The 23,001-nt window shown below is 41.0% G+C and carries 24 protein-coding genes; 14 read left to right on the forward strand and 10 right to left on the reverse strand.

The features are described 5' to 3' along the window. Positions 1-3: 3 nt before the first annotated feature. Positions 4-798, reverse strand: coding sequence for a hypothetical protein (locus tag FTU02_RS05875; RefSeq protein WP_180156400.1), 795 nt, complete (start codon positions 796-798; stop codon positions 4-6). Positions 799-969: 171 nt separating this feature from the next. Between FTU02_RS05875 and metG the strand changes: the two genes are divergently transcribed. Continuing rightward, entirely contained in the window at positions 970-3,027 is a 2,058-nt protein-coding gene (metG, locus tag FTU02_RS05880; RefSeq protein ID WP_180156289.1) for a methionine--tRNA ligase, read from the forward strand. A gap of 86 nt (positions 3,028-3,113) precedes the next feature. Further along, positions 3,114-3,593 carry a hypothetical protein gene (locus FTU02_RS05885; RefSeq protein ID WP_180156291.1) on the forward strand — a complete coding sequence of 160 codons (480 nt, stop codon included), beginning with the start codon at positions 3,114-3,116 and terminating at the stop codon, positions 3,591-3,593. Positions 3,594-3,989: 396 nt separating this feature from the next. On the opposite strand, the gene FTU02_RS05890 is transcribed toward FTU02_RS05885, so the two are convergent. Then, positions 3,990-4,613, reverse strand: a complete 624-nt coding sequence (locus tag FTU02_RS05890; RefSeq protein WP_180156294.1) for a LysE family translocator — start codon at positions 4,611-4,613, stop codon at positions 3,990-3,992. A 171-nt stretch (positions 4,614-4,784) separates the two neighbouring features. On the opposite strand from FTU02_RS05890, the gene FTU02_RS05895 reads away from it, so the two are divergent. Then, positions 4,785-5,243, forward strand: a complete 459-nt coding sequence (locus FTU02_RS05895; protein WP_180156296.1) for a DIP1984 family protein — start codon at positions 4,785-4,787, stop codon at positions 5,241-5,243. A 237-nt stretch (positions 5,244-5,480) separates the two neighbouring features. On the opposite strand, the gene FTU02_RS05900 is transcribed toward FTU02_RS05895, so the two are convergent. Beyond that, positions 5,481-5,684: an NF038215 family lipoprotein gene (locus FTU02_RS05900; RefSeq protein WP_078191077.1), complete on the reverse strand. Its 204-nt coding sequence runs from the start codon at positions 5,682-5,684 to the stop codon at positions 5,481-5,483. A gap of 306 nt (positions 5,685-5,990) precedes the next feature. On the opposite strand from FTU02_RS05900, the gene FTU02_RS05905 reads away from it, so the two are divergent. From FTU02_RS05905 to FTU02_RS05925, 5 genes are all read left to right on the forward strand, one after another. Continuing rightward, the gene (locus FTU02_RS05905) at positions 5,991-6,539 is read left to right on the forward strand and encodes a TetR/AcrR family transcriptional regulator (RefSeq protein WP_180156298.1); all 549 of its coding nucleotides are present in this window, start codon (positions 5,991-5,993) and stop codon (positions 6,537-6,539) included. Positions 6,540-6,545: 6 nt separating this feature from the next. Then, on the forward strand, positions 6,546-8,195 hold the full coding sequence (locus FTU02_RS05910) for an MFS transporter (RefSeq protein ID WP_180156300.1): 1,650 nt from the start codon (positions 6,546-6,548) through the stop codon (positions 8,193-8,195). A gap of 62 nt (positions 8,196-8,257) precedes the next feature. After that, positions 8,258-9,376, forward strand: a complete 1,119-nt coding sequence (locus FTU02_RS05915; protein ID WP_180078201.1) for an HlyD family secretion protein — start codon at positions 8,258-8,260, stop codon at positions 9,374-9,376. 130 nt (positions 9,377-9,506) lie between these two features. After that, the gene (locus FTU02_RS05920; protein WP_180156302.1) at positions 9,507-10,397 is read left to right on the forward strand and encodes a 1-aminocyclopropane-1-carboxylate deaminase/D-cysteine desulfhydrase; all 891 of its coding nucleotides are present in this window, start codon (positions 9,507-9,509) and stop codon (positions 10,395-10,397) included. A gap of 33 nt (positions 10,398-10,430) precedes the next feature. Then, positions 10,431-11,630 carry an NAD(P)/FAD-dependent oxidoreductase gene (locus FTU02_RS05925; protein WP_180156304.1) on the forward strand — a complete coding sequence of 400 codons (1,200 nt, stop codon included), beginning with the start codon at positions 10,431-10,433 and terminating at the stop codon, positions 11,628-11,630. A 379-nt stretch (positions 11,631-12,009) separates the two neighbouring features. On the opposite strand, the gene FTU02_RS05930 is transcribed toward FTU02_RS05925, so the two are convergent. From FTU02_RS05930 to FTU02_RS05940, 3 genes are all read right to left on the reverse strand, one after another. Further along, positions 12,010-12,192 carry a hypothetical protein gene (locus FTU02_RS05930; protein WP_180156306.1) on the reverse strand — a complete coding sequence of 61 codons (183 nt, stop codon included), beginning with the start codon at positions 12,190-12,192 and terminating at the stop codon, positions 12,010-12,012. Between the two features lie 69 nt (positions 12,193-12,261). Further along, positions 12,262-14,040: a mechanosensitive ion channel gene (locus tag FTU02_RS05935; protein ID WP_180156308.1), complete on the reverse strand. Its 1,779-nt coding sequence runs from the start codon at positions 14,038-14,040 to the stop codon at positions 12,262-12,264. Between the two features lie 282 nt (positions 14,041-14,322). Next, on the reverse strand, positions 14,323-14,601 hold the full coding sequence (locus tag FTU02_RS05940) for a hypothetical protein (RefSeq protein WP_078192282.1): 279 nt from the start codon (positions 14,599-14,601) through the stop codon (positions 14,323-14,325). A gap of 346 nt (positions 14,602-14,947) precedes the next feature. On the opposite strand from FTU02_RS05940, the gene FTU02_RS05945 reads away from it, so the two are divergent. The 5 genes from FTU02_RS05945 (at position 14,948) to FTU02_RS05965 (ending at position 18,893) form a co-directional block, all read left to right on the forward strand. Then, positions 14,948-15,370 (forward strand): hypothetical protein, encoded by a 423-nt coding sequence (locus FTU02_RS05945; RefSeq protein ID WP_078192409.1) that lies wholly within the window; start codon positions 14,948-14,950, stop codon positions 15,368-15,370. 338 nt (positions 15,371-15,708) lie between these two features. Then, positions 15,709-16,656: a transporter substrate-binding domain-containing protein gene (locus FTU02_RS05950; protein WP_180156310.1), complete on the forward strand. Its 948-nt coding sequence runs from the start codon at positions 15,709-15,711 to the stop codon at positions 16,654-16,656. A 70-nt stretch (positions 16,657-16,726) separates the two neighbouring features. After that, positions 16,727-17,470 (forward strand): amino acid ABC transporter permease, encoded by a 744-nt coding sequence (locus tag FTU02_RS05955; protein WP_180101833.1) that lies wholly within the window; start codon positions 16,727-16,729, stop codon positions 17,468-17,470. Further along, positions 17,470-18,153, forward strand: a complete 684-nt coding sequence (locus FTU02_RS05960) for an ABC transporter permease subunit (protein WP_078191088.1) — start codon at positions 17,470-17,472, stop codon at positions 18,151-18,153. The genes FTU02_RS05955 and FTU02_RS05960 overlap by 1 nt, the downstream gene beginning before the upstream one ends. Next, positions 18,150-18,893 carry an amino acid ABC transporter ATP-binding protein gene (locus FTU02_RS05965; RefSeq protein ID WP_373684212.1) on the forward strand — a complete coding sequence of 248 codons (744 nt, stop codon included), beginning with the start codon at positions 18,150-18,152 and terminating at the stop codon, positions 18,891-18,893. Before FTU02_RS05960 ends, FTU02_RS05965 begins: the two co-directional genes overlap by 4 nt. A 430-nt stretch (positions 18,894-19,323) precedes the next feature. Here FTU02_RS05965 and FTU02_RS05970 read toward each other — a convergent pair whose 3' ends face one another. Further along, complete coding sequence (locus FTU02_RS05970; protein ID WP_180004746.1) at positions 19,324-20,085, reverse strand: ferredoxin--NADP reductase; 762 nt, start codon at positions 20,083-20,085, stop codon at positions 19,324-19,326. Positions 20,086-20,170: 85 nt separating this feature from the next. On the opposite strand from FTU02_RS05970, the gene gigC reads away from it, so the two are divergent. Continuing rightward, positions 20,171-21,055, forward strand: a complete 885-nt coding sequence (gigC, locus tag FTU02_RS05975) for a LysR family transcriptional regulator GigC (protein WP_078191091.1) — start codon at positions 20,171-20,173, stop codon at positions 21,053-21,055. Between the two features lie 43 nt (positions 21,056-21,098). On the opposite strand, the gene FTU02_RS05980 is transcribed toward gigC, so the two are convergent. The 3 genes from FTU02_RS05980 to upp form a co-directional block, all read right to left on the reverse strand. Next, complete coding sequence (locus FTU02_RS05980; protein WP_180156312.1) at positions 21,099-21,851, reverse strand: excalibur calcium-binding domain-containing protein; 753 nt, start codon at positions 21,849-21,851, stop codon at positions 21,099-21,101. A 108-nt stretch (positions 21,852-21,959) separates the two neighbouring features. After that, positions 21,960-22,253: a cold shock domain-containing protein gene (locus FTU02_RS05985; RefSeq protein WP_078192288.1), complete on the reverse strand. Its 294-nt coding sequence runs from the start codon at positions 22,251-22,253 to the stop codon at positions 21,960-21,962. A gap of 86 nt (positions 22,254-22,339) precedes the next feature. Further along, the gene (gene upp, locus FTU02_RS05990; protein ID WP_078192289.1) at positions 22,340-22,975 is read right to left on the reverse strand and encodes a uracil phosphoribosyltransferase; all 636 of its coding nucleotides are present in this window, start codon (positions 22,973-22,975) and stop codon (positions 22,340-22,342) included. Positions 22,976-23,001 lie beyond the last annotated feature (26 nt).

Here is a 23,001-nt window from a genome sequence, read left to right on the forward strand (position 1 = left end):
AACTTATTTGCTGACCGTACTCATAAAGCTCACTGCGGAAAACAGCCAAATAAACAGGATGAAACTCCGTCCCTGATTAAAATGCGCGACATCGGTACCATGCAAAATATTATGGCGGGTCATCGCAATTGTTGAACTGCTATCCATTTGATAAGCAGCTAATTCGGCAAAATACGGATTCAACTCATTGGCAATTTTAGATTTGTGCCACAGACTTTTAATTTCACTGCCTTTAAGCCCCGGTACAATTTTATAGACATCGACAAATTTAGTGCCGTTTTGATTTAAGAAACCGGTTTGAATCAAGACGTCCGTCAAAATACCTTCAAGCTGTGCATATAACACAGGGACACAGCCTGTATGGATGTCTAATTTATACAGTTTAAACGCATCTAGAAGTACCTGACGGCGCTGTGCTTTATGTTCACCAATATTCAAAGCATCAAAGGCTTTCAACATTTCTGTCTGAAAAAACTCGGTGTTAATCGCATCGAGTAAATGAAACTGTTTTTGATCTTCATGTTGATGCAGCAATTGCCAAAAGTACAACAAGTTTAAGGCGTCATTTGCCACTTTCATTTCTATAGGTTGATCAAGCTCATCGGCCAATACCTCGAAGTAAGGCTCATCTTGTGCCAAATGACGCAGGGTTTGAATCAGTAAGGCATGCTCATCTGCAGAAATCTGTTCTAAATATTGCTGCGCATCTTTAATAATGTGATACCCCAATTTATGACGCTGTTCATTTTGAGGAATACGAGTGATTGGCTGATCGTCATCATAGTCATCTTCATACATGGGCTTCTTACTCTTAAGCATCACAGTTATGCCCTATTATCACTGTAATTGTGTCAGCAATATAGATTTTTTTACTTTTGCAAAGATTTCACCTATTCCCTTGTGCAAGTACTGGCTATCTCATGTAAAATTACAGCCCATTGCATAAATACGAATGAGAGAGTCATATCCGTGCGTAATATTTTAGTTACTAACGCCCTTCCATACGCGAATGGCCCAATTCATATGGGTCATTTACTCGGTTATATCCAAGCTGATATTTGGGTTCGTGCCATGCGTGCAATGGGTCATAACGTGACTTATGTATGTGCGGATGATGCTCACGGCACAGCGATTATGCTACGTGCGGAAGCCAATGGTATTTCGCCTGAACAGCAAATTGCCAATGTGCAAAAAGAACATGAACGTGACTTTGCTGGCTTTAGAGTTGACTTTGACCATTACGACTCAACTAATAGCCCTGAAAACCAAGCACGCGCTTCAGAGATTTACATTAAGAACCGTGAAGCGGACAACATTGCTGTACGCCCTGTGACGCAATTGTTTGACCCTGAAAAAGCAATGTTCTTGTCTGACCGTTTCATTAAAGGCACATGCCCGAAATGTAAAGCGGAAGACCAATACGGCGACTCATGTGAAGTGTGTGGTACAACATACAACGCAACTGAATTACTCAATCCAAAATCGACTTTGAGCGGTGCGACACCTGTAGAGAAATCTTCAGATCACTACTTCTTTAAGCTACCGAACTTTGGTGAATACCTGCAAAAATGGACACGTGACGAAGGTCGTTTACCTGTGTCGATTGCCAACAAACTGGATGAATGGTTTGAAGCAGGCTTGTCAGATTGGGATATTTCCCGTGATGCGCCTTATTTCGGTTTTGAAATTCCTGATGCGCCAAACAAATACTTCTACGTTTGGGTAGACGCGCCAATTGGCTATATGTCGAGCTTTGAAAACTACATCAAGACTAAACGTCCTGACCTAAGCTTTGACGACTACTGGAAAAAAGATTCTAAAAATGAAGTCTATCACTTCATTGGTAAAGACATCGTTTACTTCCACGCGTTGTTCTGGCCTGCAATGCTTGAAGGTGCAAACTACCGCACCCCAACAAGCTTATTCGTCAACGGTTTCTTGACTGTAAATGGTCAGAAGATGTCTAAATCTCGCGGTACGTTCATTAAAGCGGAAACATACTTAGAGCATTTAAACCCTGAATATTTACGTTACTACTTTGCATCTAAGCTTTCTGACAAAGTTGAAGATTCTGACTTGAACCTTGATGATTTCGTTCAGAAAGTAAACTCTGACTTAGTGGGTAAAGTGGTCAACATCGCAAGTCGTTGTGCGAAATTCATCAATACTAAATTTGATAACAAACTTTCTGCAACGTGTGCAGAGCCTGAATTGGTACAAAGCTTTATTGATGCAGGCGCTTCAATCGCTGCTCAATATGAAGCACGTGAGTTCTCTGCAGCCATCCGTGAAATCATGGCGCTTGCGGACAAAGCCAACCAATATATCGACGAGAAAAAGCCTTGGGCTTTAGCGAAAATTGAAGGCGAAGAACAACAAGTTCATGACGTATGTTCTGTCGGCATCAACTTGTTCCGTCAATTGGCTGTGTATCTTGCACCAGTACTTCCTACATTGGCAGCAGAAGTTCAAAGCTTCTTAAAATTAGAATCTTTCGACTTTGCGTCTGGTAAAACGATTTTGGTGGATCATCAAATTGCTCAATTCCAACCATTAATGCAGCGTGTAGATCCAAAAGCTGTTGCTGCTATGGTTGATGCTTCTAAAGACTCTTTAGCTGCACCTGCGGAAGCACCAAAAGCTGAGAAGAAAAAAGAGAAGAAAGCTGAAAAGAAACCTGAGCTTAAAGTTGGCGAAGCTGAAATTATCGGTATCGAAGACTTTATGAAAGTTGACTTACGTGTAGCGGAAGTTTTAGAAGCTGCTCACGTTGAAGGTTCAGACAAACTGCTTCAATTGACCTTAAATGTCGGCGAAGCTGAGCCACGTAACGTGTTTAGCGGTATTCGTGAGTTCTACCAACCTGAAGACCTTAAAGGCAAATTGGTGGTGATGGTGGCGAACCTTGCACCACGTAAGATGCGTTTTGGTATTTCTAACGGTATGGTTTTAGCTGCGGGTAATGGCGAAGGTGTTTGGGTGATTTCACCTGAAACTGGTGCTAAACCGGGTGATAAAGTTTCTTAATTTTTTAGATTAAGATAAGAAAAAGCCTCTACGATGTAGGGGCTTTTTTATGCTATAACACTTAAAAATCAATCAATAAAAATTATATGAAACTCTTTAAAAATTTTATTCATGATAATTCTGCATTCATCGCAATTGGTTCACTGCTTGGAACTTTACTTTTTACGCTCTCATTTCATTTACTTATATTTCTTGATGACCCTAGTCGCTTTTTACATGGATTAATCACTCCACATATTATTTTTCCAATGCTACTAGCATTCGTATTTATCTTACCCTTTGGATATTTAATAGGATTACTACCTGCGCTAGTTAGTAAGTTGTTATTCGAACATTTTTATGCAGTTAAAATTGGTTCAGCTAGTTTCTCTCGCGCAACTTTATACGGCTTGGTTATAGGCTTGATGTGGTCGCCAATAATCTTAGTTATTGATTTAGCAGTAGGTGCAGGATCTAAGTTTTTTTTATTTGTTGAATTTGTGCTTATCCTACCTGTTTGTTTAGTTTGTACTTGGATCGAATGGAAAAAAGCTATGAATCCAATATCTAATTCATTACAAGAATGATGGATATTATTTTCTAATTTCACCTAAGTTTAATCTTAAATAAAAGAAACGATTTCTTAGAACAGAAAAAGCCTCTACTCTGTAGAGGCTTTTTCTTGGTTTTATCACCACTACCTAGCTCTTTTCTAGATTTTTTTGAAAGCTAAAACAGTATTCAATTAGGTGATTTGCGACATGGAAGTCGATCGTTCGTTAGCGGCACATGGAGGTGAATCCTAACGAACAAAGGAGTTATGTTACTTTTGATCCTTTAAAAGTAAGGTAAAAAGCATAAACATCACGCCTTACGAAGCAGTGCTTCTCACCTCCTAAAAGGAGAGAGAATTTCATGGTAAATTTAAAAATAAACCCAATAAAAAAAGCCTCTATTCGTAGAGGCTTTTTTGTTTCGTTCAATCACTTCATCCCAAAAATCAGCTTTAACCCAAGCACTGTCATCACTGCCCCAGCTGCCCGATCAAAACCCGCTTTAAACTTCAAATAAACTTTGCGTGGTTTTTCTGCCGATAAAGCCACAGCGACCAATGAGCACCACCCTGCATCGATAAAGAAACACAAAACTGGCAGTACAAAGTAAAAATACGTTGGAATCTCTTTCGGTAAAAGTGCCGTAAAAATACTGGCTAACACAATTGCAATTTTCGGATTCGACAACTGAGTAATTAAACCAGTGGTAAATGCACGGCGCAATGACATTTGCGAACTAACATCATCTCCTGCTCCAATCGGTTCTTTGGCATGTTTTATAATTTTAAATGCCATCCAAAGCAGATATAAACCACCACAAATTTTTAAAGCCAAATAAGCAGAAGGTACAGCCAACAAAAATGCCTGCAAACCCAATACCGCTAAAAGCCCAAATATTGCAGCGCCCAAACCTGTACCAAGTGCAGTAAATAAACCGTGTTTACGTGAAATCGCAATGGAATTTTTCGCCACATAAATTGACGTTGGCCCCGGGCTCATGGCACCAAGTAATAGTGCTGCCGCAATCGAGCCTAATATCCAAAATGATTCCACTATCACACCGTTTTCACTTAAATTCGTGGCAATTTTACAGATAGAATATCTGAATTTCTCCCTATAATTTGCAGTGTATATTTCAATTGACCAAATTTTTCACTATAAATAACTTGAATACCGCATTAATCCATCGCATGATCGCTAAAAGTACAAATTAATATCAAGACAATGAAATTAGCCGAAGCCCTACTTTTACGCAGTGACTTACAAACTAAATTGGCCTCGCTGCAACAACGAATCAATAACAACGTGCTCATTCAAGAAGGTGATGCACCTAGCGAAGAACCGAACGCTTTAATTCAAGAAGCATTTGCCGTAAATACAGAACTTTATGGCTTAATTGAAAAGATTCACGCCACCAATGCACAGGCTAAAACCAGTTCTGGACGCTCCGTGCTTTCAGTGCTCAATGAACGTGATTTATTGACCCAACAGCATCGTATCTTGCAACAAGCGATTGACAGCTCACGCCGTGAAAATGGTCGTTATAGCTCGAGTGAAATCCGTTGGATTAAAACCATTGCAGTGGCAGATTTACAAAAACAGGCCGACAATATTAGTCAGCAACTTAGACAAAATAACTTAGAAATTCAGGCATCCAATTGGCAAATAGACCTGATAGATTGACCTGATTTAAGCATCTGAACCACGGTTCATTCCAGTTCGGGCATACTGGGCGAGTACAGAGCCTTTTTAAATGTTTGTAAGGCTTTAATCCAACAAACTAAACTGCAGAAGTAAGACGTCTACTTCAAAATGTTCACACATCTGACGTAGCACACTGCATCTGTGACTCTTTACATGTCACGTCTCACTACCGTGTACTGACAGTATGTCCACCCTATTTTTTGACGGAACTATCTGCTAGTCGTCATCCGCAGCGGCTTCATTGAGTGCAACATCTTCACGGGGCAATTTATAGTCATGGTCATTCACAGGGACACCGCCAATGATCATGGTGCGATGTTCATTCTGAGGACGATGCAATTCGTCTGTCGTATCACAACCCACCATCCAAAAACTGCACAGGCATAGCATAGGCAACACAGCCCGACTTAATTTGCTCATTGAATGCCCTCCATTTTTATAATTATCTTGCTTATAAATTCAGCATAGCATTTTTGTGCAGATATTCACCTTATTTATCTGCCGATTTAGGGTCAATTGTCAGGAATTATGTCTCGACGGTCTTTCCAATGCGGATGCAAACTGATGCCGATAGAAAAATATTTCCTTTTAAAAATAAATAATTGATTCATTTTATTTAACTACATAGAAGACAAGTTACAAAACTGCTATCGAATACGATTTTACTTCGGACACTTTTGTCCGTTTAATATCTAGATAAATTTAAAATGATGATGCCAAAGAATAATGTCCACACGTCAACAACTCGCTGCACAAAATCGTGAAATCCTTTTAGAAGCTGCGATTGAGGTATTCCGTATTCACGGAATCAATGCTCCTCTACAACTCATAATGGATCAGGCTCAAGTTGGACGTGCGACGTTTTATCGTAATTTTAATGACCGTCGTGAGTTGGTACTCGCCTTAATGCAAGCTGCCTTGAACCGACTTGAACAGCGTGCGCTTAATTATGCACAGTTCGATGATGGATTTATTCGCCTCATTCAAGACCATATTTATAATATTCCCTATCTCACGGCTTTAATGGAATATTGGCGTGTGATCGATCGGGATGATGCCGCCATGGTTGAAATATACCAACGACGTGATGCCATATTGCAACCGATGATTGATCAGGCTATTCAAAATGGTCGCTGCCGAGCAGACTTTAAACCGGCGGACTATGCCATGGTCACCTCCATTTTACGTGCAGCTTTGCAAGGCCATACCGAAGCAGATCAGGAAAAACTCGCCAAACGTGCCGTGGAATTTTTACTACATGGTATTTGCGGGTAACACGTCATGTCCAAATCACCGCGTTTATTAGAACCTGCTCCGGATTGGACACCCGAAGAAAAACCGACTTTGCCCGGATCTCCCGCTGCCATTGCACATCCCACCTATAAGCGTTTTTTATACTTCTTTATCGGTTTATTTGTTGCGATCTCGGGGAGTTTAAGTAATGGATTTATCACTGCAAATTTACCCCTTCTACAAGGTGAATATGGCTTAACGCCTTCAGAAGCGGCATGGATTCCTGCAGCATTTGTTATGGCCAATGTCAGCTCCAACCTAATCTTATTTAAAGCCCGCCAACAATATGGACTTAGGCTATTTTCAGAAATTGGCTTGGTATTATTTATCGCGGTAATGCTGCTGCATTTATTCGTCCATACCTATGAAATGGCAATTTTTGCACGGGTGATCAGTGGCTTACTTGCAGCTCCCCTCAGTTCGCTTGGGATGTATTACATCATGCAAGCGTTTAAACGTGCTCATTTTGGTCGTGGGCTTTATCTAGCCTTGGGCTTTCAGCAGTTGGGGATTCCGCTGGCATGGATCATGTCTCCCTATTTGGTCGATGTAAATGATTGGTCTATTTTTTACACCTTTGAATTAGGTCTAGCCTTATGTTGTTTGGCGATGGTGGTCTCTCTTAAATTGCCACGAAGTTTAAGAATCGAGGTGTTTGAAAAGCAAGATTTATTCACCTTTGCATTATTAGCACCCGGCTTTGCTTTGCTATGTATCGTGCTAACTCAAGGCCCGATTCTTTGGTGGTTTGAGGCTGAATGGTTGGCCTATTTACTCATCGCCGCTTTGATTCTTTTAGTTGTCGGTCTGACCTATGAACATTTTCGGGTCAATCCCCTGATTGTCACACGCTGGCTCGGAACATCGTCGACCGTAAGTTTTATTATCGGTGCCTTTGCCATTCGCTTTCTCATGTCAGAACAAAGCTATGCAGCCGTGAATTTTTTGAAAACCATGGGCATGGGACCCGACCAATTTGTTTCCTTTTATACCGTCGTGCTGATCGGGATTGTCTTAGGAACAGTGTTTAGTGCCCTGACCTTTTCCAAAGAAAAAATCGTGCTTCATCTACTCGGTGCAGCAGGTCTCGTGCTCTTTGCCTGTGCGCTGGATTACCACCTGACCAGTGATGTTCGACCGCATGATTTTTATTGGAGTCAGTTTTTGGTGGGCTTTGCTAGTGGCATGTTTATTGGCCCACTTTTGCTTACAGGCATTGTCAGTGCTTTGCAAAAAGGCCCATCGCACATGGTGACGTTTATCGTACTGTTTTCTGCGACACAGACCTTTGGGGGACTGGTCGGATCATCGTTCTTTTCGACCTATCAGCAAATGCGTACCCAAACCTATCAGGCACAGATTTATAACGATTTATCGCAAACCTCCCCTTTAGTCGAACAGCGCCTACAACAATTGGCGCAAAGTGCGCATCAATATTCTTTAGACCCCAATTTAGACCAACAACAAGCCATACGTAGCCTTAATCAAACCATCACTCGAGAAGCCCAAGTTCGAGCCTATAACGATGTGATTTTTTTAAATGGTATCTTCGCCGTTTTATTGTTGCTTTGGGGTTTATTGCTGATTGGCAAAAATAAATATCAATTACGCCAACAGCAACGCACGGATAGTAGCTAAAATTTTCCCGACTTAAACAACATAAGCCACAGCCAAATGACCTAATTGATATTGAGAACACCATGACCGAAGACCATAAACCCACTGAGCAAGCAGCACCGCAGCAACCACAAACAGCAACTGCTATGCCTGCGCCATCGAGCAAGATTATTTCTACGCCGCAGCATACCCTGATTTTCATGTTGATCATCCTCTTGTTGGGAATTGCGCTGATCTTATGGGCGTGGCGGATTGGTCCATTTCATAACAGTATCGAGTCGACTGAAAATAGCTATGTCAAAGGCAAAACCACGGTGCTTTCATCACAAATTAATGGTTATGTGAAAGATGTTTTGGTGACGGATTTTGATCATGTGAAAAAAGGTCAAGTGCTTATGCATATCGATGCAACGACCTATGATCAAAAAGTCACACAGGCTGAATCTGGGGTGGAACAAGCACAGAACTCACTTGCCAATCAAAGCCAGGCCATTGAACAACGCAGAGCAGATATTACGGCAGCCGAAGCGAAAGTGGACCAATCACGTGCGGCCTATGAATTAGCTCTTGCACAAATGACGCGCTACCAACAACTCGGCAATACTGGCGCTGCATCGAAATCAGAACAAGATAAAACGATTGCAGACGCTAAAAATAGTTTGGCCCAACTTCATCAAGCAGAAGCCAATTTACTAGTTGCCAAAGAATCATTCAAAACTGCACAAGTTGCAGCGACAGGGCTTAAAGCGCAAGTGAATAGTGCCAAAGCACAATTTGATCAGGCAGTGACCACTAAAGACTACAGCACGATTGTGGCACCTATGGATGGTCAACTTGGCGAAGTCAGCCCACGGATTGGTCAATATGTTGCGGCAGGCTCTCAACTGATGTATTTAATTCCACAGCAGCGCTGGGTGACTGCCAACTTTAAAGAAACGCAAATTGCAGATATGCATATTGGTCAAAAAGCGTGGTTCAGCGTCGATGGCATGAAACATCAAAAATTTTACGGCAAAGTTGAGCAAATCTCCCCTGCGGCTGGTTCTGAATTTAGTGTATTGAAACCTGACAATGCCACAGGAAATTTCACTAAAGTCGTGCAACGCATCGCCGTGAAAATTGCAATTGATCCCAATCAACAAGGTTTGGAAAACTTAAGACCCGGTATGTCTGTCGTCACCTCCGTTGATGTTGCTAGTTAGCAGATATCGACAGTGAAGTGCTATAAGCAGAGTTGAACTGACTAAGATGCAAAGGATTTTATCTTCTGCACCTCCCGTTTTACAATGCCTACCTATTTGAACTCTAACCACCAAGATAACGATCACCAACATGTTTGAATCTATCGCCCACGCCATTCCTGAGCAGACTATTCAATATCAAGGGGTTGATTTGTGTATTAAGCGTTTGGACTTGGTACACCCACAAATATCAGGCAATAAATTTTATAAACTCAAATATAATTTTATTGAGGCGCAGAAATTAGGGTTTAAACAGGTGCTTAGCTTTGGTGGTGCTTATTCAAATCACATTGCAGCCACTGCATATGCTGCATATTTATTTGGTTTCGGCAGTCTAGGCATCATCCGTGGGGAAGAATTACAACATCAAGCCCGAAATCCTACTTTAGCCACCGCCGAACAGTTTGGTATGCAGTTCAGTTTTGTCACACGCCAACAGTATCGAGAACAGAAACAAGCAGACGCTTTAGCGCAATTACGACAGCAATATCCCGAATACTATGTCATTCCTGAAGGTGGAACCAATGCATTGGCTATCCGTGGCTGTACGGAAATCTTAAGCCATGAAAATCAACAAAATTTTGATCTCATCTGCTGTGCAGTCGGTACAGGTGGAACCATAACGGGCTTGATCGAAGCCAGTGCGGAACATCAACTTGTTCTTGGTTTTTCAGCGCTCAAAGGCAATTTTCTTTGCGACGATGTTGCTCAGTTGACACAGAAAACCAATTGGAGCATCAGTGATGAATTTTGCTGTGGTGGCTATGCCAAAACAACGCCGGAACTTTTACAGTTTATGCATGACTTTGAACAACGCTTTGCGATTCCATTAGAACAGGTTTATACGGCTAAAATGCTGCGAGGTATTTTCAGCATGATTGAGCGGGGTCAGATTAAAAACCATCAGCGTGTTTTAGTGATCCATACTGGTGGCCTACAAGGTCGCTTGAAAGGTTCAACCGAAGCGCTAAAAAGCGTATAATCCTGCGTCCTTTCTTCCACGCGGAAACTTACCATGTCGCAAAATCAATATGATGTCTTTGTTTTAGGTGCTGGTGCATCAGGCTTAATGACGGCATATAAAGCGGCGCAGCGTGGACGCAAAGTTTTGGTGGTTGAAAAAGCTAATAAAGTTGGCAAAAAAATCCTAATGTCTGGCGGTGGTAAATGCAATTTCACCAATTTGTATGTCGAACCAGAAAATTATATTTCACATAATCCGCACTTTGTTATTTCGGCATTAACTCGCTATACCAACTGGAACTTCATTGGTATGGTCTGCGAATATGGCATTGAGTACGAAGAGCGCAAACATGGGCAGTTATTTACCCAAAATGGTGCAAAAGAAATTCTCGCCATGCTATTGGCAGAATGTGACAAAACTGGTTTGGTCGATATTAAAACCAACTGTGAAGTAAAAGCAGTCAATGCCTTGCCTGAACAAGGCTTTCAAGTGGCAACCAATCTAGGCTATTTTGAAGCAGAATCGGTGGTTATTGCCAGTGGTGGTCTGTCCATTCCAACGTTAGGTGGTTCAGGAATTGGCTATGAGATTGCCAAACAATTTGGTCATTTTGTCTACCCCACTCGTGCAGGCTTAGTACCCTTCACTTTCTCCGATAGTTTTAAAGAAGTCACCACTCGCTTGAGCGGCAATGCTGTTGAAGCGACGTTATCGAATGAGTTAAATAGTTTTACTGAGGCTTTACTCTTTACTCACCGTGGTTTAAGTGGTCCAAGCTCTTTACAACTTTCAAACTACTGGGATGTCGGTCAACGCTTTAACATCAATTTCCTGCCAGCTTTAGATGTTTTAGATTTCCTCAAATCTAAGAAATCTAGTCAACCAAAAGTGTTACTGCGCACACTGTTTAATGAACACTTACCGAAAAGCGTGGTTGTGGAATTACAAAATCTGATTTGGCCTGAACAAGCTGAATTAGCCATTGGCAATATCAGTGATGAAAAACTAGAAAACATTGCAAGCCGTTTAGAAAGCTTTGAAGTAAAACCATCAGGCACTGAAGGTTACCGTACTGCTGAAGTTACACTGGGTGGTGTGGATACCACTGAAGTCTCATCAAAAACCATGGAAAGTAAAAAACAGAAAGGTTTGTACTTTATTGGCGAAGTACTTGATGTAACAGGTCATTTAGGTGGATACAACTTCCAATGGGCATGGGCTTCTGCGCATGCAGCTTCTGAATACGTCTGATCTCGACATAGAATTAATTAAATATAACCTGCAGAAGATCTCTGCATAAAAAAAGGGCTGATTCATTCAGCCCTTTTTCTTGCCCGATCTGACTTATTCAAGATAGTCGGTTTTAAATAATGATATTGACGACGACGAAGTTCGTTGAATTGTCATATCCATTTTTTCAACGGCAACTGAAATATGTTGTGGTTGCACGCTTGCGGTTTGTTTGAGTGTCGATACTAAAGTATTGAGCATTGAAATTACCCCCATTTTGCCATTCCTTTGCACGGATCATAAGTGTCATTCATGACAGCAATATGAATCCTAATTTTTTATATTTTAAGTAATATTCCATATATCACTATTACTTAAAATACCAATTTTCGAGTAAATTTCAATCATTATTTTTGGACTGATTGGTATAATTTTTTTCACTGTTTGGCGGTGATTGTTCTGCCTGCTCCAAATTAGTGCGTTTTGGTTTTGCAAAAATAAAGCGTCGTGCGCTTGCCAAGAAACCCACCGTGATCCCTGCAATAATCACTGGGGCTAAAAATTTATTCGGTGCTTTTGCCATACAATATTCCTTATAGAGCATTAAAATCGACCACTTAAGCGTGGCCGATTTTTTTAAAGACAGAATAGTTTAATTTGGATCATCTGGTTTTGGCGGGGTTAAAGGTGCCGAAGGTGCATCGACCTGTTTTTCAGCCTCGCCTGTCGATCCAAATGGATTATTTTGTGGTTGATCACTTGGGTTTACATCCAACTGATCTGGCGTCGCAGTTTCTTTTTCACTGACGCCGGGAGCAGCCTGTTGAATGTTTGGATAGCCATCATCGGTTTTCACTTCAGAAGTCATCACAGATGTTGATGGCGTTGGACTCGCTGCAGACGATGTAGTCGTATTAAATGTGGTTTTTGCCTTCGCCTGTTCCTGTACTGGATTCGGTTCATTGGCTTCGCGTTTCGCTTTATCGATAAGATCTGATAACAATCGTTCCGCCGGATTGCGACCGCCTAAACCAAAGGCCAAAGCGAAAGCAACTGCGACCGCGCCGAGGGTTAAACCAAAGGCCAAATTTACGATCGAGTCAGCAATACCCATGGCACGTAAGCCCATGGCTACAACCAAGCCCATAATCAGCACACGAACCAAATTACCTAACCAACGTGAACTGTTGTATTCCCCTCGTTGCACCACATTTGCCACAATATTGGCAAGCCAGAAGCCCACCACCAAGATCACAGCACCAAGTAAAATACTTGCACCGAACTGGATAAACATCGCAATCAAGGCACTGATTTGTTCAAAGCCTAAACGGTTAGCGGCTTCAGATACCGCAAACAGCATGGTGAAAAATACGATCAGGCAACCAACCACATCCGACACTTTGGTATTGCCCAAAAAGCGTTGAATGTCTAATTTTTCAGGTACAGCATCGACACCAGTACCCGAGATCACATCTACCACTAGACGTGCCACAAAACGTGATACCACATAAGCCAAGATTAAGATTAAACCTGCGGCAATAATATTCGGTATCGCATACATGATCTCATGTAACATGGCCGTTGCCGGCTGAGAAATCGCCTCGATACCAAGTGCTTCGAAAGCCACAATTAATGCAGTGATAATGACTATAGCAAAGACAAAATTACCCAAAACTTGAGCAAGTTTTGCGTTTTTAAACATGCCCACTTTTTCGACTTGCTGCTGCAAACTCAAACTGTTCACCAAGCCTTCCACGATGCCTCGTACAATCTTCGCCAAGATATAACCCACAAAGACGATGACACCGGCAATAAAGATATTGGGAAGATAAGAAACAACTTCAGTGACCATATTTTGGATTGGGAACAAGAGACCGTTTAAACCCAAGATCGACAAAACAATCGGTAGGAAGAGTAGTAATATCAGCCAATAAACAATTTCACTAATATTTTGACTGATTGGGCTGACGCCAACCTCGGAACTGAGTTTTTCATCGAGTTGGGTTTTATCCAGCAGTTTCTTTGAACCGACTTTGACCAAACTTGCCACGATCCAACCAATAAAACCTACAGCTACCGCAGCCAAAAGCTGTGGAATAAATAACAAGAACTGCTGAATCATATTACTGAATGGGCCGCTGACACTGGTCAAATTCAGCACATTGAGTGCACCAATGACGGCAATGATCAAAATAATCCAGAACACAACTCTGGAGACTATATTTTCAACATTGGAACGGTGCCCAGTTGCATTTGAAAGTTTTTGATTTGTACCTAATTTTTGCAAAACTTTTTTGACGCCAGCAGCAATCAATAAGGCAATGACCCAACCTATCAGGAGAATTGCTACTGCACTTAAAATGGGATGAAACTGTTCCCAATAATACATGGCATCAAAACGGCCACGCGGACCACCCAGATAATCATTCATACGTTCGCCCTCATTGTTATACATGATCTGTTGTTATGTGCATTTTTACGTATGCCGCGATATCACACAGCATTAGTGCTTTGAACTTAAGCTTTCTTTTCCACCTTAGTTTTTGCATATTTTTTAATCAACCAAAGTATGCATAACTCCAACAAAAGCTCACAATTGAATGTAAAAAAGCCTTGGAACAACCAAGGCTTTATTTATGTCACTCTGAAGAGATACTTAAGGTTCAGATATAGCACTCATGTAACTCTGACTCATGTTTATCATCAATTATTATCAACGATCTGTCGCAGTTGCAGTATTTGAATCATTAGCAACAGCTTCATCCCCCGGTGTACCGCTAGTCGTATCATTGGCTGTTGCAGTTTGTGCATTGGGTGCAGGATGATCAGGCGGTGCATCCGAAGCAGAAGGTTTCATATCTGCAAACATATAAAATAATAATGCGATTAAAAAGATACCCACTAAGATCAGTATGTACACAGGGATACGTTTTTTTTGTGTTGTTTCTTCCGTACTGGTGGTATGGGGTGGTTTATTAAAATCGTGTGTCATATTCCCCTCGCAATTTTGTTGTTCATAGTTGAATTTTTATACTAGCAATACAATATCCTGTATTGTGTGAAGAACAATTACAATCAGTGAAAACGTGTAACTTGAATGATAAGTTTAATAAATATACTTTCCTTTGGAGCTAGGTCAGTTATTTTTGAAGATAAATCAATATATAAGAGTGAAAATATTGGGCAAAGATTTAAGTGCTATATTTAAATTTAAAGCATTTTTATAGGATTATATCTTAAAGAATAAATGCTTTTTTGAGCCAGATGGAATTATCTGCTTTTGATGGATTAAATGAGCTATAATCATGCACCTTATTTTTTCACCTGTTATCAAATCTATGGCGTACCATCAACAAGGTGTAACGCTTGATCTTGACACTGACGTCACTCATCAATGTTCCCTTCATTACACTCGCGATCAACATCTTATTGGCATTATTGAATTTAGTAAGCCGAGTTATGTGTTGAAATGGGGTGATTTGGAATATTTTCGCCGACGTACTGAAGAGTTTTCAGTGATGCCATTCCCTGAATGCATCAATGCGATGGTGATTGATATTCGAAATATTGCGGCTTTTTTAGATAATGAAGTGCCTATTATTCCTTGGCGCTTGCTCGAAGAAGAATGTCCGATTCGCTTAGTTGTTCCCCAAGATCGACTGGAGCATTATGCTGGCTTTTTTGAACCGACTTGGTTGACTGCTGACGTAGACACAGCGATTCAAGAAATTCGTGAATTTATGGATATGTTTGTGCATTAATACGGAGATTAAACTAAAGTTTAATCCCGAAAACCTCCATTTGGAGGTTTTTTTATGCCCTTTTATTTTAATTATTTATTTCACAATAAAATTAAATTATTTTATATTTAATGGCTTATAGCAAACCTTCTTATAAAAAATGTTCATAACTTATCCCATTTCTTAGTAACAATTCGGCAATAAATTTTGCTTGAGCCTTGCTCGATATATCACCTAAGATGTAGAAAATGATCTCTTTTTTATTGTTGAAACATTCTTAATAACAAAGCAATAAAATCTAACGAGAAACAAGATCATAAAAAGTGGATATTAAATTCAGGGTAAAAGGAGTTTTAACGATGACGTCAAAAAAACATTTAGCAACTTTGTTCTGTGCAAGTGCGCTCACTTTAGGGCTTAGCGCATGTAGTGACAATAAAGCACCTACAACGGATAAAGCTGCAGGAAGTGAAGCTGCTGTTTCTGACTCAGGGACTTTAGATAAGATCAAAAAATCCGGCACGATTGTATTAGGCTATCGCGATTCATCGATTCCATTTTCATATATCGCAGATAATCCAAACCAACCTGTAGGTTATGCACACGATCTTCAATTAAAAGTCGTTGAGGCGGTTAAAAAGCAATTAAATCTTCCCGAATTAAAAGTCCGTTATAACTTAGTGACTAGCCAAAACCGTATTCCATTGGTTTCTAATGGCACCGTCGACTTAGAGTGTGGTTCTACCACCAACAATAAAGAACGCCAACAACAAGTAGATTTCTCAACAGGTTTCTTTGAGGTCGGTTCACGCTTACTTACCGCAAAAGACTCTGGGATTAAAGATTTTGCTGACCTAAAAGGCAAAAAGTTAGTCACCACGGCAGGAACGACATCTGAGCGTTATATTCGTCAACATGAAAAAGAATTAGGTATTGGTGAAGTCATTTCTGCCAAAGACCATGCTGAGTCTTTCCTCATGCTACAAAATGGTCGTGCAGCGGCATTTATGATGGATGATATTTTGCTGGCGGGTGAAAAATCGAAAGCCAAAGATCCAAATAAATGGGAAATCGTGGGTACAGCGCCGATTCATGAAATCTATGGTTGTATGCTGCGTAAAGGCGATACTGGTTTTAAACAAGTGGTTGATGATGCAATCAAAGCGACCTATAGCTCTGGTGAAATCAATGACATGTATAAAAAATGGTTCCAAACGCCAATTCCACCAAAAAATATCAATTTGAATTTCCCGATGTCTGATCAATTAAAATCATTGATTAACAATCCACATGACCGTGACGAATAACTTTCCCTAAACATTCTAAAGATGCTTAAGCCAAACGGATTTTGGCTTAAGCTCATTATAGGGAGTTCCTATGAATTATAGCTGGAATTGGGGTGTGCTGTTCCAATCTACAGGTGTAGGTGATTCAACCTACCTGAATTGGATTTTAATTGGGATCGGCTGGCTGTTTGTCATCGCTTTGGTGGCATGGAGCATTGCGATGGTACTCGGCAGCATCTTGGGTATTATGCGTACCCTACCGAGTCCTGTAGCACGTGGTATAGGTACTGCCTACGTGACTATTTTCAGAAATGTACCCTTATTGATTCAACTGTTTATATGGTTCTATGTTGTACCCAACTTCCTCCCTGCTGCGATTAAAAGCTGGTGGATGAATGACCTTGGGGCAAATACAACCGCCTTAATTTCTGCAAGTGTCGGTTTGGGTTTATTTACAGCTGCACGGGTCTGTGAGCAAGTCAGGACAGGTATTGAAGCGCTTCCTTTGGGGCAAACCAATGCAGGTTATGCTATGGGATTTAGCACGGCTCAACTTTACCGCTATGTGATCTTACCGCAGTCATTCCGCACGATTTTGCCACCTCTCAGCTCTGAGTTGACCAACTGTGTCAAAAACACCTCAGTCGCCTCTTTAGTCGGTGTTGCAGAAGTCATTTCACAGATGAAAACCATCAGTGAATACACGCAAAACACCATCGAAATTTATACCTACGTCACCATTATTTTCATCGTGATCAATATCTGTTTAATTGGTTTCATGAATTTTCTGGAAAAACGCCTACGCGTTCCTGGCTTAATTGCAGGAGATAAATAATGGAATGGCTCAGTTCTTTTATTCAAGACCTCCAAGCGTCTGGCCCTGCGCTATGGCATGGTTTCAGCATCACACTCAAAGTGGTGATCACGGCAACCATTGGTGGTGTCTTTATTGGGACATTGTTGGCGTTGATGCGCCTGTCCTCGATTAAGGCTTTTAATATTTTTGCTAAAGGCTATGTGAACCTCTTTCGTTCTATTCCTTTGCTCTTGGTGCTGATGTGGTTCTACTTTGCCGTACCCTTTATCTACACAGGGATCACGGGTAACTATCTAACGATTGATACTGCCCTCGTTTCAAGTATCGTGGCCTTCATGCTATTTGAAGCGGCTTACTTTTCAGAGATTGTCCGTGCCGGGATTCAATCAATTCCTAAAGGTCAAACATCTGCAGCTTATGCTCTCGGTATGAGTTATAGCCAAGCAATGCGCTTAATTATTTTGCCGCAATCTTTTCGCAAAATGACGCCACTTCTCTTACAACAAACCATCATTCTGTTCCAAGATTCAACCATGGTTTATGCCATCGGACTGTTAGACTTTTTCCGCACCAACTATGTTCGAGGCGACCTCATGTCATTGTTAACTCAATACATTCTGTTTGCTGGTTTGGTGTATTTCACTATTAGTATGATCGCTACCTATGCAGTTAAAAAATTACAACGGAGGTTAAGTGTATGACCGATCAAAAAACGATGATTGACCTCCAAAATGTCAGTAAATGGTATAAAGATTTTCAAGTGCTTACCGATTGCACGACTCAAATTAAACAAGGTGAAGTGGTTGTCGTGTGTGGACCTTCAGGTTCAGGTAAATCAACGCTCATTAAAACCGTTAATGGACTTGAGCCTTTTCAGGCCGGTACGATTTTAGTCGACGGTATTTCCATTAATGACCCAAAAACCGATTTAAATAAATTGCGTAGTCGTGTCGGCATGGTGTTCCAGCACTTTGAATTGTTTCCACATTTATCCATTACCGAAAACCTGACCATTGCGCAGGTTAAAGTCTTGGGTCGATCAGAAGCCGAAGCCAAGAAAAAAGGTTTGGCTTATTTAGACCGTGTGGGTTTAAGTGCGCATGCCGCTAAATTCCCTGCACAGTTATCAGGTGGACAGCAACAACGTGTTGCCATTGCACGTGCGCTCAGTATGGACCCGATTGCCATGCTGTTTGATGAACCGACTTCGGCACTTGATCCAGAGATGATTAACGAAGTGCTTGATGTGATGGTGGGTCTTGCCAAAGAAGGTATGACCATGATGTGTGTAACCCATGAGATGGGCTTCGCGCGTCAGGTTGCGGACCGTGTGATCTTTATGGATCAAGGAAAAATTGTGGAAGACTGTAGTAAAGATCAATTCTTTAATGCCCCTCGTGGTGAACGAGCGCAGCAGTTCTTAAATAAAATTCTACATTAACAACAAAACGTTTATTTAACTGATGTTACGAAGTAACATCAGAAGCGTAATTTGATTCAAATAAAAGTACGATACGCGGTAACGTCATCCGCAAGTGTTTGAGATAGGACTTCTTCTAATCAAAAATATTTTTTCGATACTTTTGATAATTAGACACTAGTGAACGAGTTTTGCGGTGAGGAGCACTGCTCAGCAAGATGGTTTCCTTGCGAAGCTTCGCTTCTCATTTTGCCTAATGAGAAGCGTGCTTCGTAAGAGTACCTCCAGCCGAAGGCTAATCCCTTTATTCATTCTCTTGATGTAAGACTCCGTCGAATTGGCTTAACAATCATTTTAAAAATGCAAAATTACTTTTGCATGCATAACATCAGTTATTTAATTTCCGAAAATAAAAAAGCTCAACCTTCGATGAGATTTTTTTCATGGCAGATTACCAATAGTTTTCTACAGCAATATTGCCTTCACCACGACGGTTCATGGTCAAACCACGCGCTTTTAAGGCCGCCTTGGTGTCATCAACCATTTGTGGATTACCACACAGCATGACATGCGTCGTATCAACATTAAACGCTAAGCCCGCCGCCTGTTCTAACTCGCCATTTTCAATTAAAACTGGTAAACGGTCATGCAACGGTGCATTTGGATCACGTGTCACAATAGGAATAAATTTGAAGCCCGTATGCCCTTCACCAAAGGTTTCCGCGATTTCTTGAATCCGCTCGACATAAGCCAGTTCTGATACGGTGCGCACACTGTAGACTAGATTAATTTTTTCGTATTTAGACCATGTTTCAAAGTCTTGTAGCATCGATAAAAATGGTGCCAGACCTGTTCCTGTTCCCAACAGCCATAAGTCCTTTGGCAATGGCAACTGATAACGCGCTAAGGTGAGGAAGCCATAAGGCACTTTTTCTAAATACAGCTCATCGCCCACTTGTAGATGCTGCAAATTTGAAGTAAACGCACCGTCAGGAACGACGATAGAGAAAAATTCTAAAGTTTCATCAAAAGGTGACGACACCACAGAATAGGCACGAACCACCAATTCATCGCCCACTTTCAAACCAATTCGTGCGAACTGACCAGCGGTAAATTTAAAATGTGCAGGGCGTGTCATGGTAAAACTGAACAAAGTATTGGTCCAACGGTGTACAGATAAAACCTTTTCTAAGCTAAATTTTTCAATTGACATGATTTGAACGTGGCGTGACAGACTGTGCTCATGTTAGCATGACAGCATAATTTATTAATATTTTTTAAATGTTAAGGCCTGATTCATGCGCATGACTTTACGCCAGTTGGCTGTTTTTGTAGCAGTCGCTCAAGAAGGTACCGTTACCAAAGCCAGTGATGCTGTCAAACTTACTCAAAGTGCAGCAAGTATGGCATTGGCAGACCTCGAAGATGGTCTCGGTGCTCCACTGTTTGACCGACTTGGTAAACGCTTGCAATTGAATGACTTGGGTCGTTTTTTATTGCCACAAGCTTTGGAAATTTTAGGGCGCTGCGAAGCTTTTGAACAAGCAGCCAAAGGCGAACTACAAAGTATTGATCTGCGTTTAGGTGCGACCCTAACCATCAGTGACTACTTGATGCCAGACCTCATGGCAGATTTCTTACAAATTCAGCCTCAAGCACATTTACAACTTCAAGTCGGCAATACCCGCCAAATGATTGAAGCGGTAAACCAATTTCAGTTGGATTTGGCCTTAATTGAAGGTTCATGCCATCTGCCACAGCTACAATGTATTCACTGGCGTGACGATGAACTTGCCGTGTGCTGTTCACCAGAGCACCCTTTAGCGAAGTTGGATCGTGCACTCACTGCAGCTGACTTTGATAACGTGGAATGGATCTTACGTGAAGAAGGTTCAGGCACACGTGAAGTATTTGACAACGCAATTTTAAAAGACCTGCCAGATGCCAATATACGTTTAACCTTGGGTCATAACGAAGCCATTCTAAAAATCGTGGCAGGTGGTCTTGGTATGTCATGTATTTCTAAACTTGCGATTGAGCCTTTACGTGAAAAAGGTCAATTGGTGGTTTTAGATACGCCGTTCTGGCAACTAGCCCGTCCATTATTCATGTTGGTACATCGTCAGAAATACCAAGGACCGGGTCTCAAAGCCTTTATGCAATTTTGTGAAAAATCTGTCTAAATAAAAAAAGCGCCTAATGGCGCTTTTTTTGTGAATGCTTCCATTACCACCTAGAATCATTCTCACAAGCAATACCGTCATTATCACCATCCATCTTCGTGTTTGGACAATTCTTAATAAACCACTGAGCTTCATCTCTTGAGCGCATTTGACTGCAATGCTGTCGTCCATCACAACTAAACTGAGCTTTTTCTACTGCCCTTGGCGTATCACTTGAAGCATGAGCTGGCACAGTGTCTCGAACAACAGACTGAGCCTGTGTTGAAGCTGTGCCGTATAGGTTTTTTTCACCTTGCACAGACAGCACCCGATCGGGTAAATCCCCCTGAGCTTTACGTTGTTCTTTTACGATGTTTTCATTTTCTTGCATGAGCTGTTGTAAATGTAGCTGCTTCTGTTCTTGGTACTGCTGATATTTCCCATAAACAGCCACAGCTAATACTACAATTACAATGAGTCCAATCATGCTGAAGATTTTACTGCCCCCAACTGTGCCTTTGACTGTATCGTGAGGAGTAGCTTGGTCATTCACTCGATCCGACCTTGATTCAAATGACGGATTTATCTGTTCATGAGTGGACTGCTCTTTTTTCAAATCTAAACGGATGATATTTACCGCTTTAAATTTACCTTGATCTGCTTCAATCCTGTATTTGAGATTTTCTCCAACACGTGGTTCGATGTGTCGGCTAGGAAAATCACGAATATGAAAAAATAAATCCTGTGCTTGATCTTGTTGTATAAATCCAAAGCCGCGCTCAACGTTATAGCTTTTGATTTTCCCCTCTTTAAACATAAAAATTGTCTCTCATCTTTTCTTTTAATACTCTTATGATAATAAAAAAAGAGGCCCTATAGACCTCTTTTTCAATTTCAAAGATTTCCATGAAATCTTACAATCACATTATTTACGCAAATTCGAAAGCAAAGCTGAAGTAATTGACTGGTTATTTGCCACTACTTTAGATTTTTTAGCTTTTGCAGATTTGTCTTCTTCACGCTCAATGTTTATGGCTTTATAACGATCACCATTTTTCACCACATTAAATTTCACACGATCATTACGTTTTGGCTCGACACCATCTGCGGGAAAGTCAGAGATATGGAAAAATACATCACCTTCTTCACATGAAAGAAAGCCAAAGCCCTTTTCAGGATTGTACTGCTTCACTTTACCTTTATATTGTTCGGACTTCATAAAAGTACCCTATTCCATTTATGCCAATGTCTTTAGTATATAAAAAAGAGGCTATAAAAGCCCCTTTTCTGTTCATGATGCAAAAATTAGTCTTTTTGAACTGAACCGAAAATTTTATCGCCTGCATCGCCAAGACCAGGAACGATATAACCGTTTTCATTTAAACCTTGGTCTACAGATGCTGTGTAAATGATCACATCTGGGTGAGCTTCATTTACACGTTTAATGCCTTCTGGAGCGGCAACAAGCACCATGACACGAATATCTTTACAACCACTGGCTTTTAGAACGTCAATAGCAGCAACGAGCGATGAACCCGTTGCAAGCATTGGGTCAATAATCATCGCTAAACGGTTTTGTACGTCTGGTACTAATTTTTTGTAGTAAGTACGCGCTTCTAAAGTTTCTTCATCACGCTCTAAACCCAATACAGATACTTTCGCACTTGGAATCAGGTTTAAGAAACCATCCAACATACCAATACCTGCACGTAAAATCGGTACAACTGTTATTTTTTTACCGGCAATACGATCTACAGTTACTTTACCATTCCAACCATCAATTTCATGATCGACCATTGGTAAATCTTTCGTTGCTTCATAAGTCAGAAGCATAGTCACTTCTTGAGCAAGCTCACGGAAGTTTTTAGTACTAATATCTGCACGACGAAGTAAGCCGAGTTTATGTCGGATTAAAGGATGACGGATTTCATGGATAGCCACGGGAGAACACCTAAAAGGTTAAGATA

Origin of the sequence: Acinetobacter sp. YH12045 (assembly GCF_013419925.1) — a bacterium.
GTDB lineage: Bacteria > Pseudomonadota > Gammaproteobacteria > Pseudomonadales > Moraxellaceae > Acinetobacter > Acinetobacter amyesii.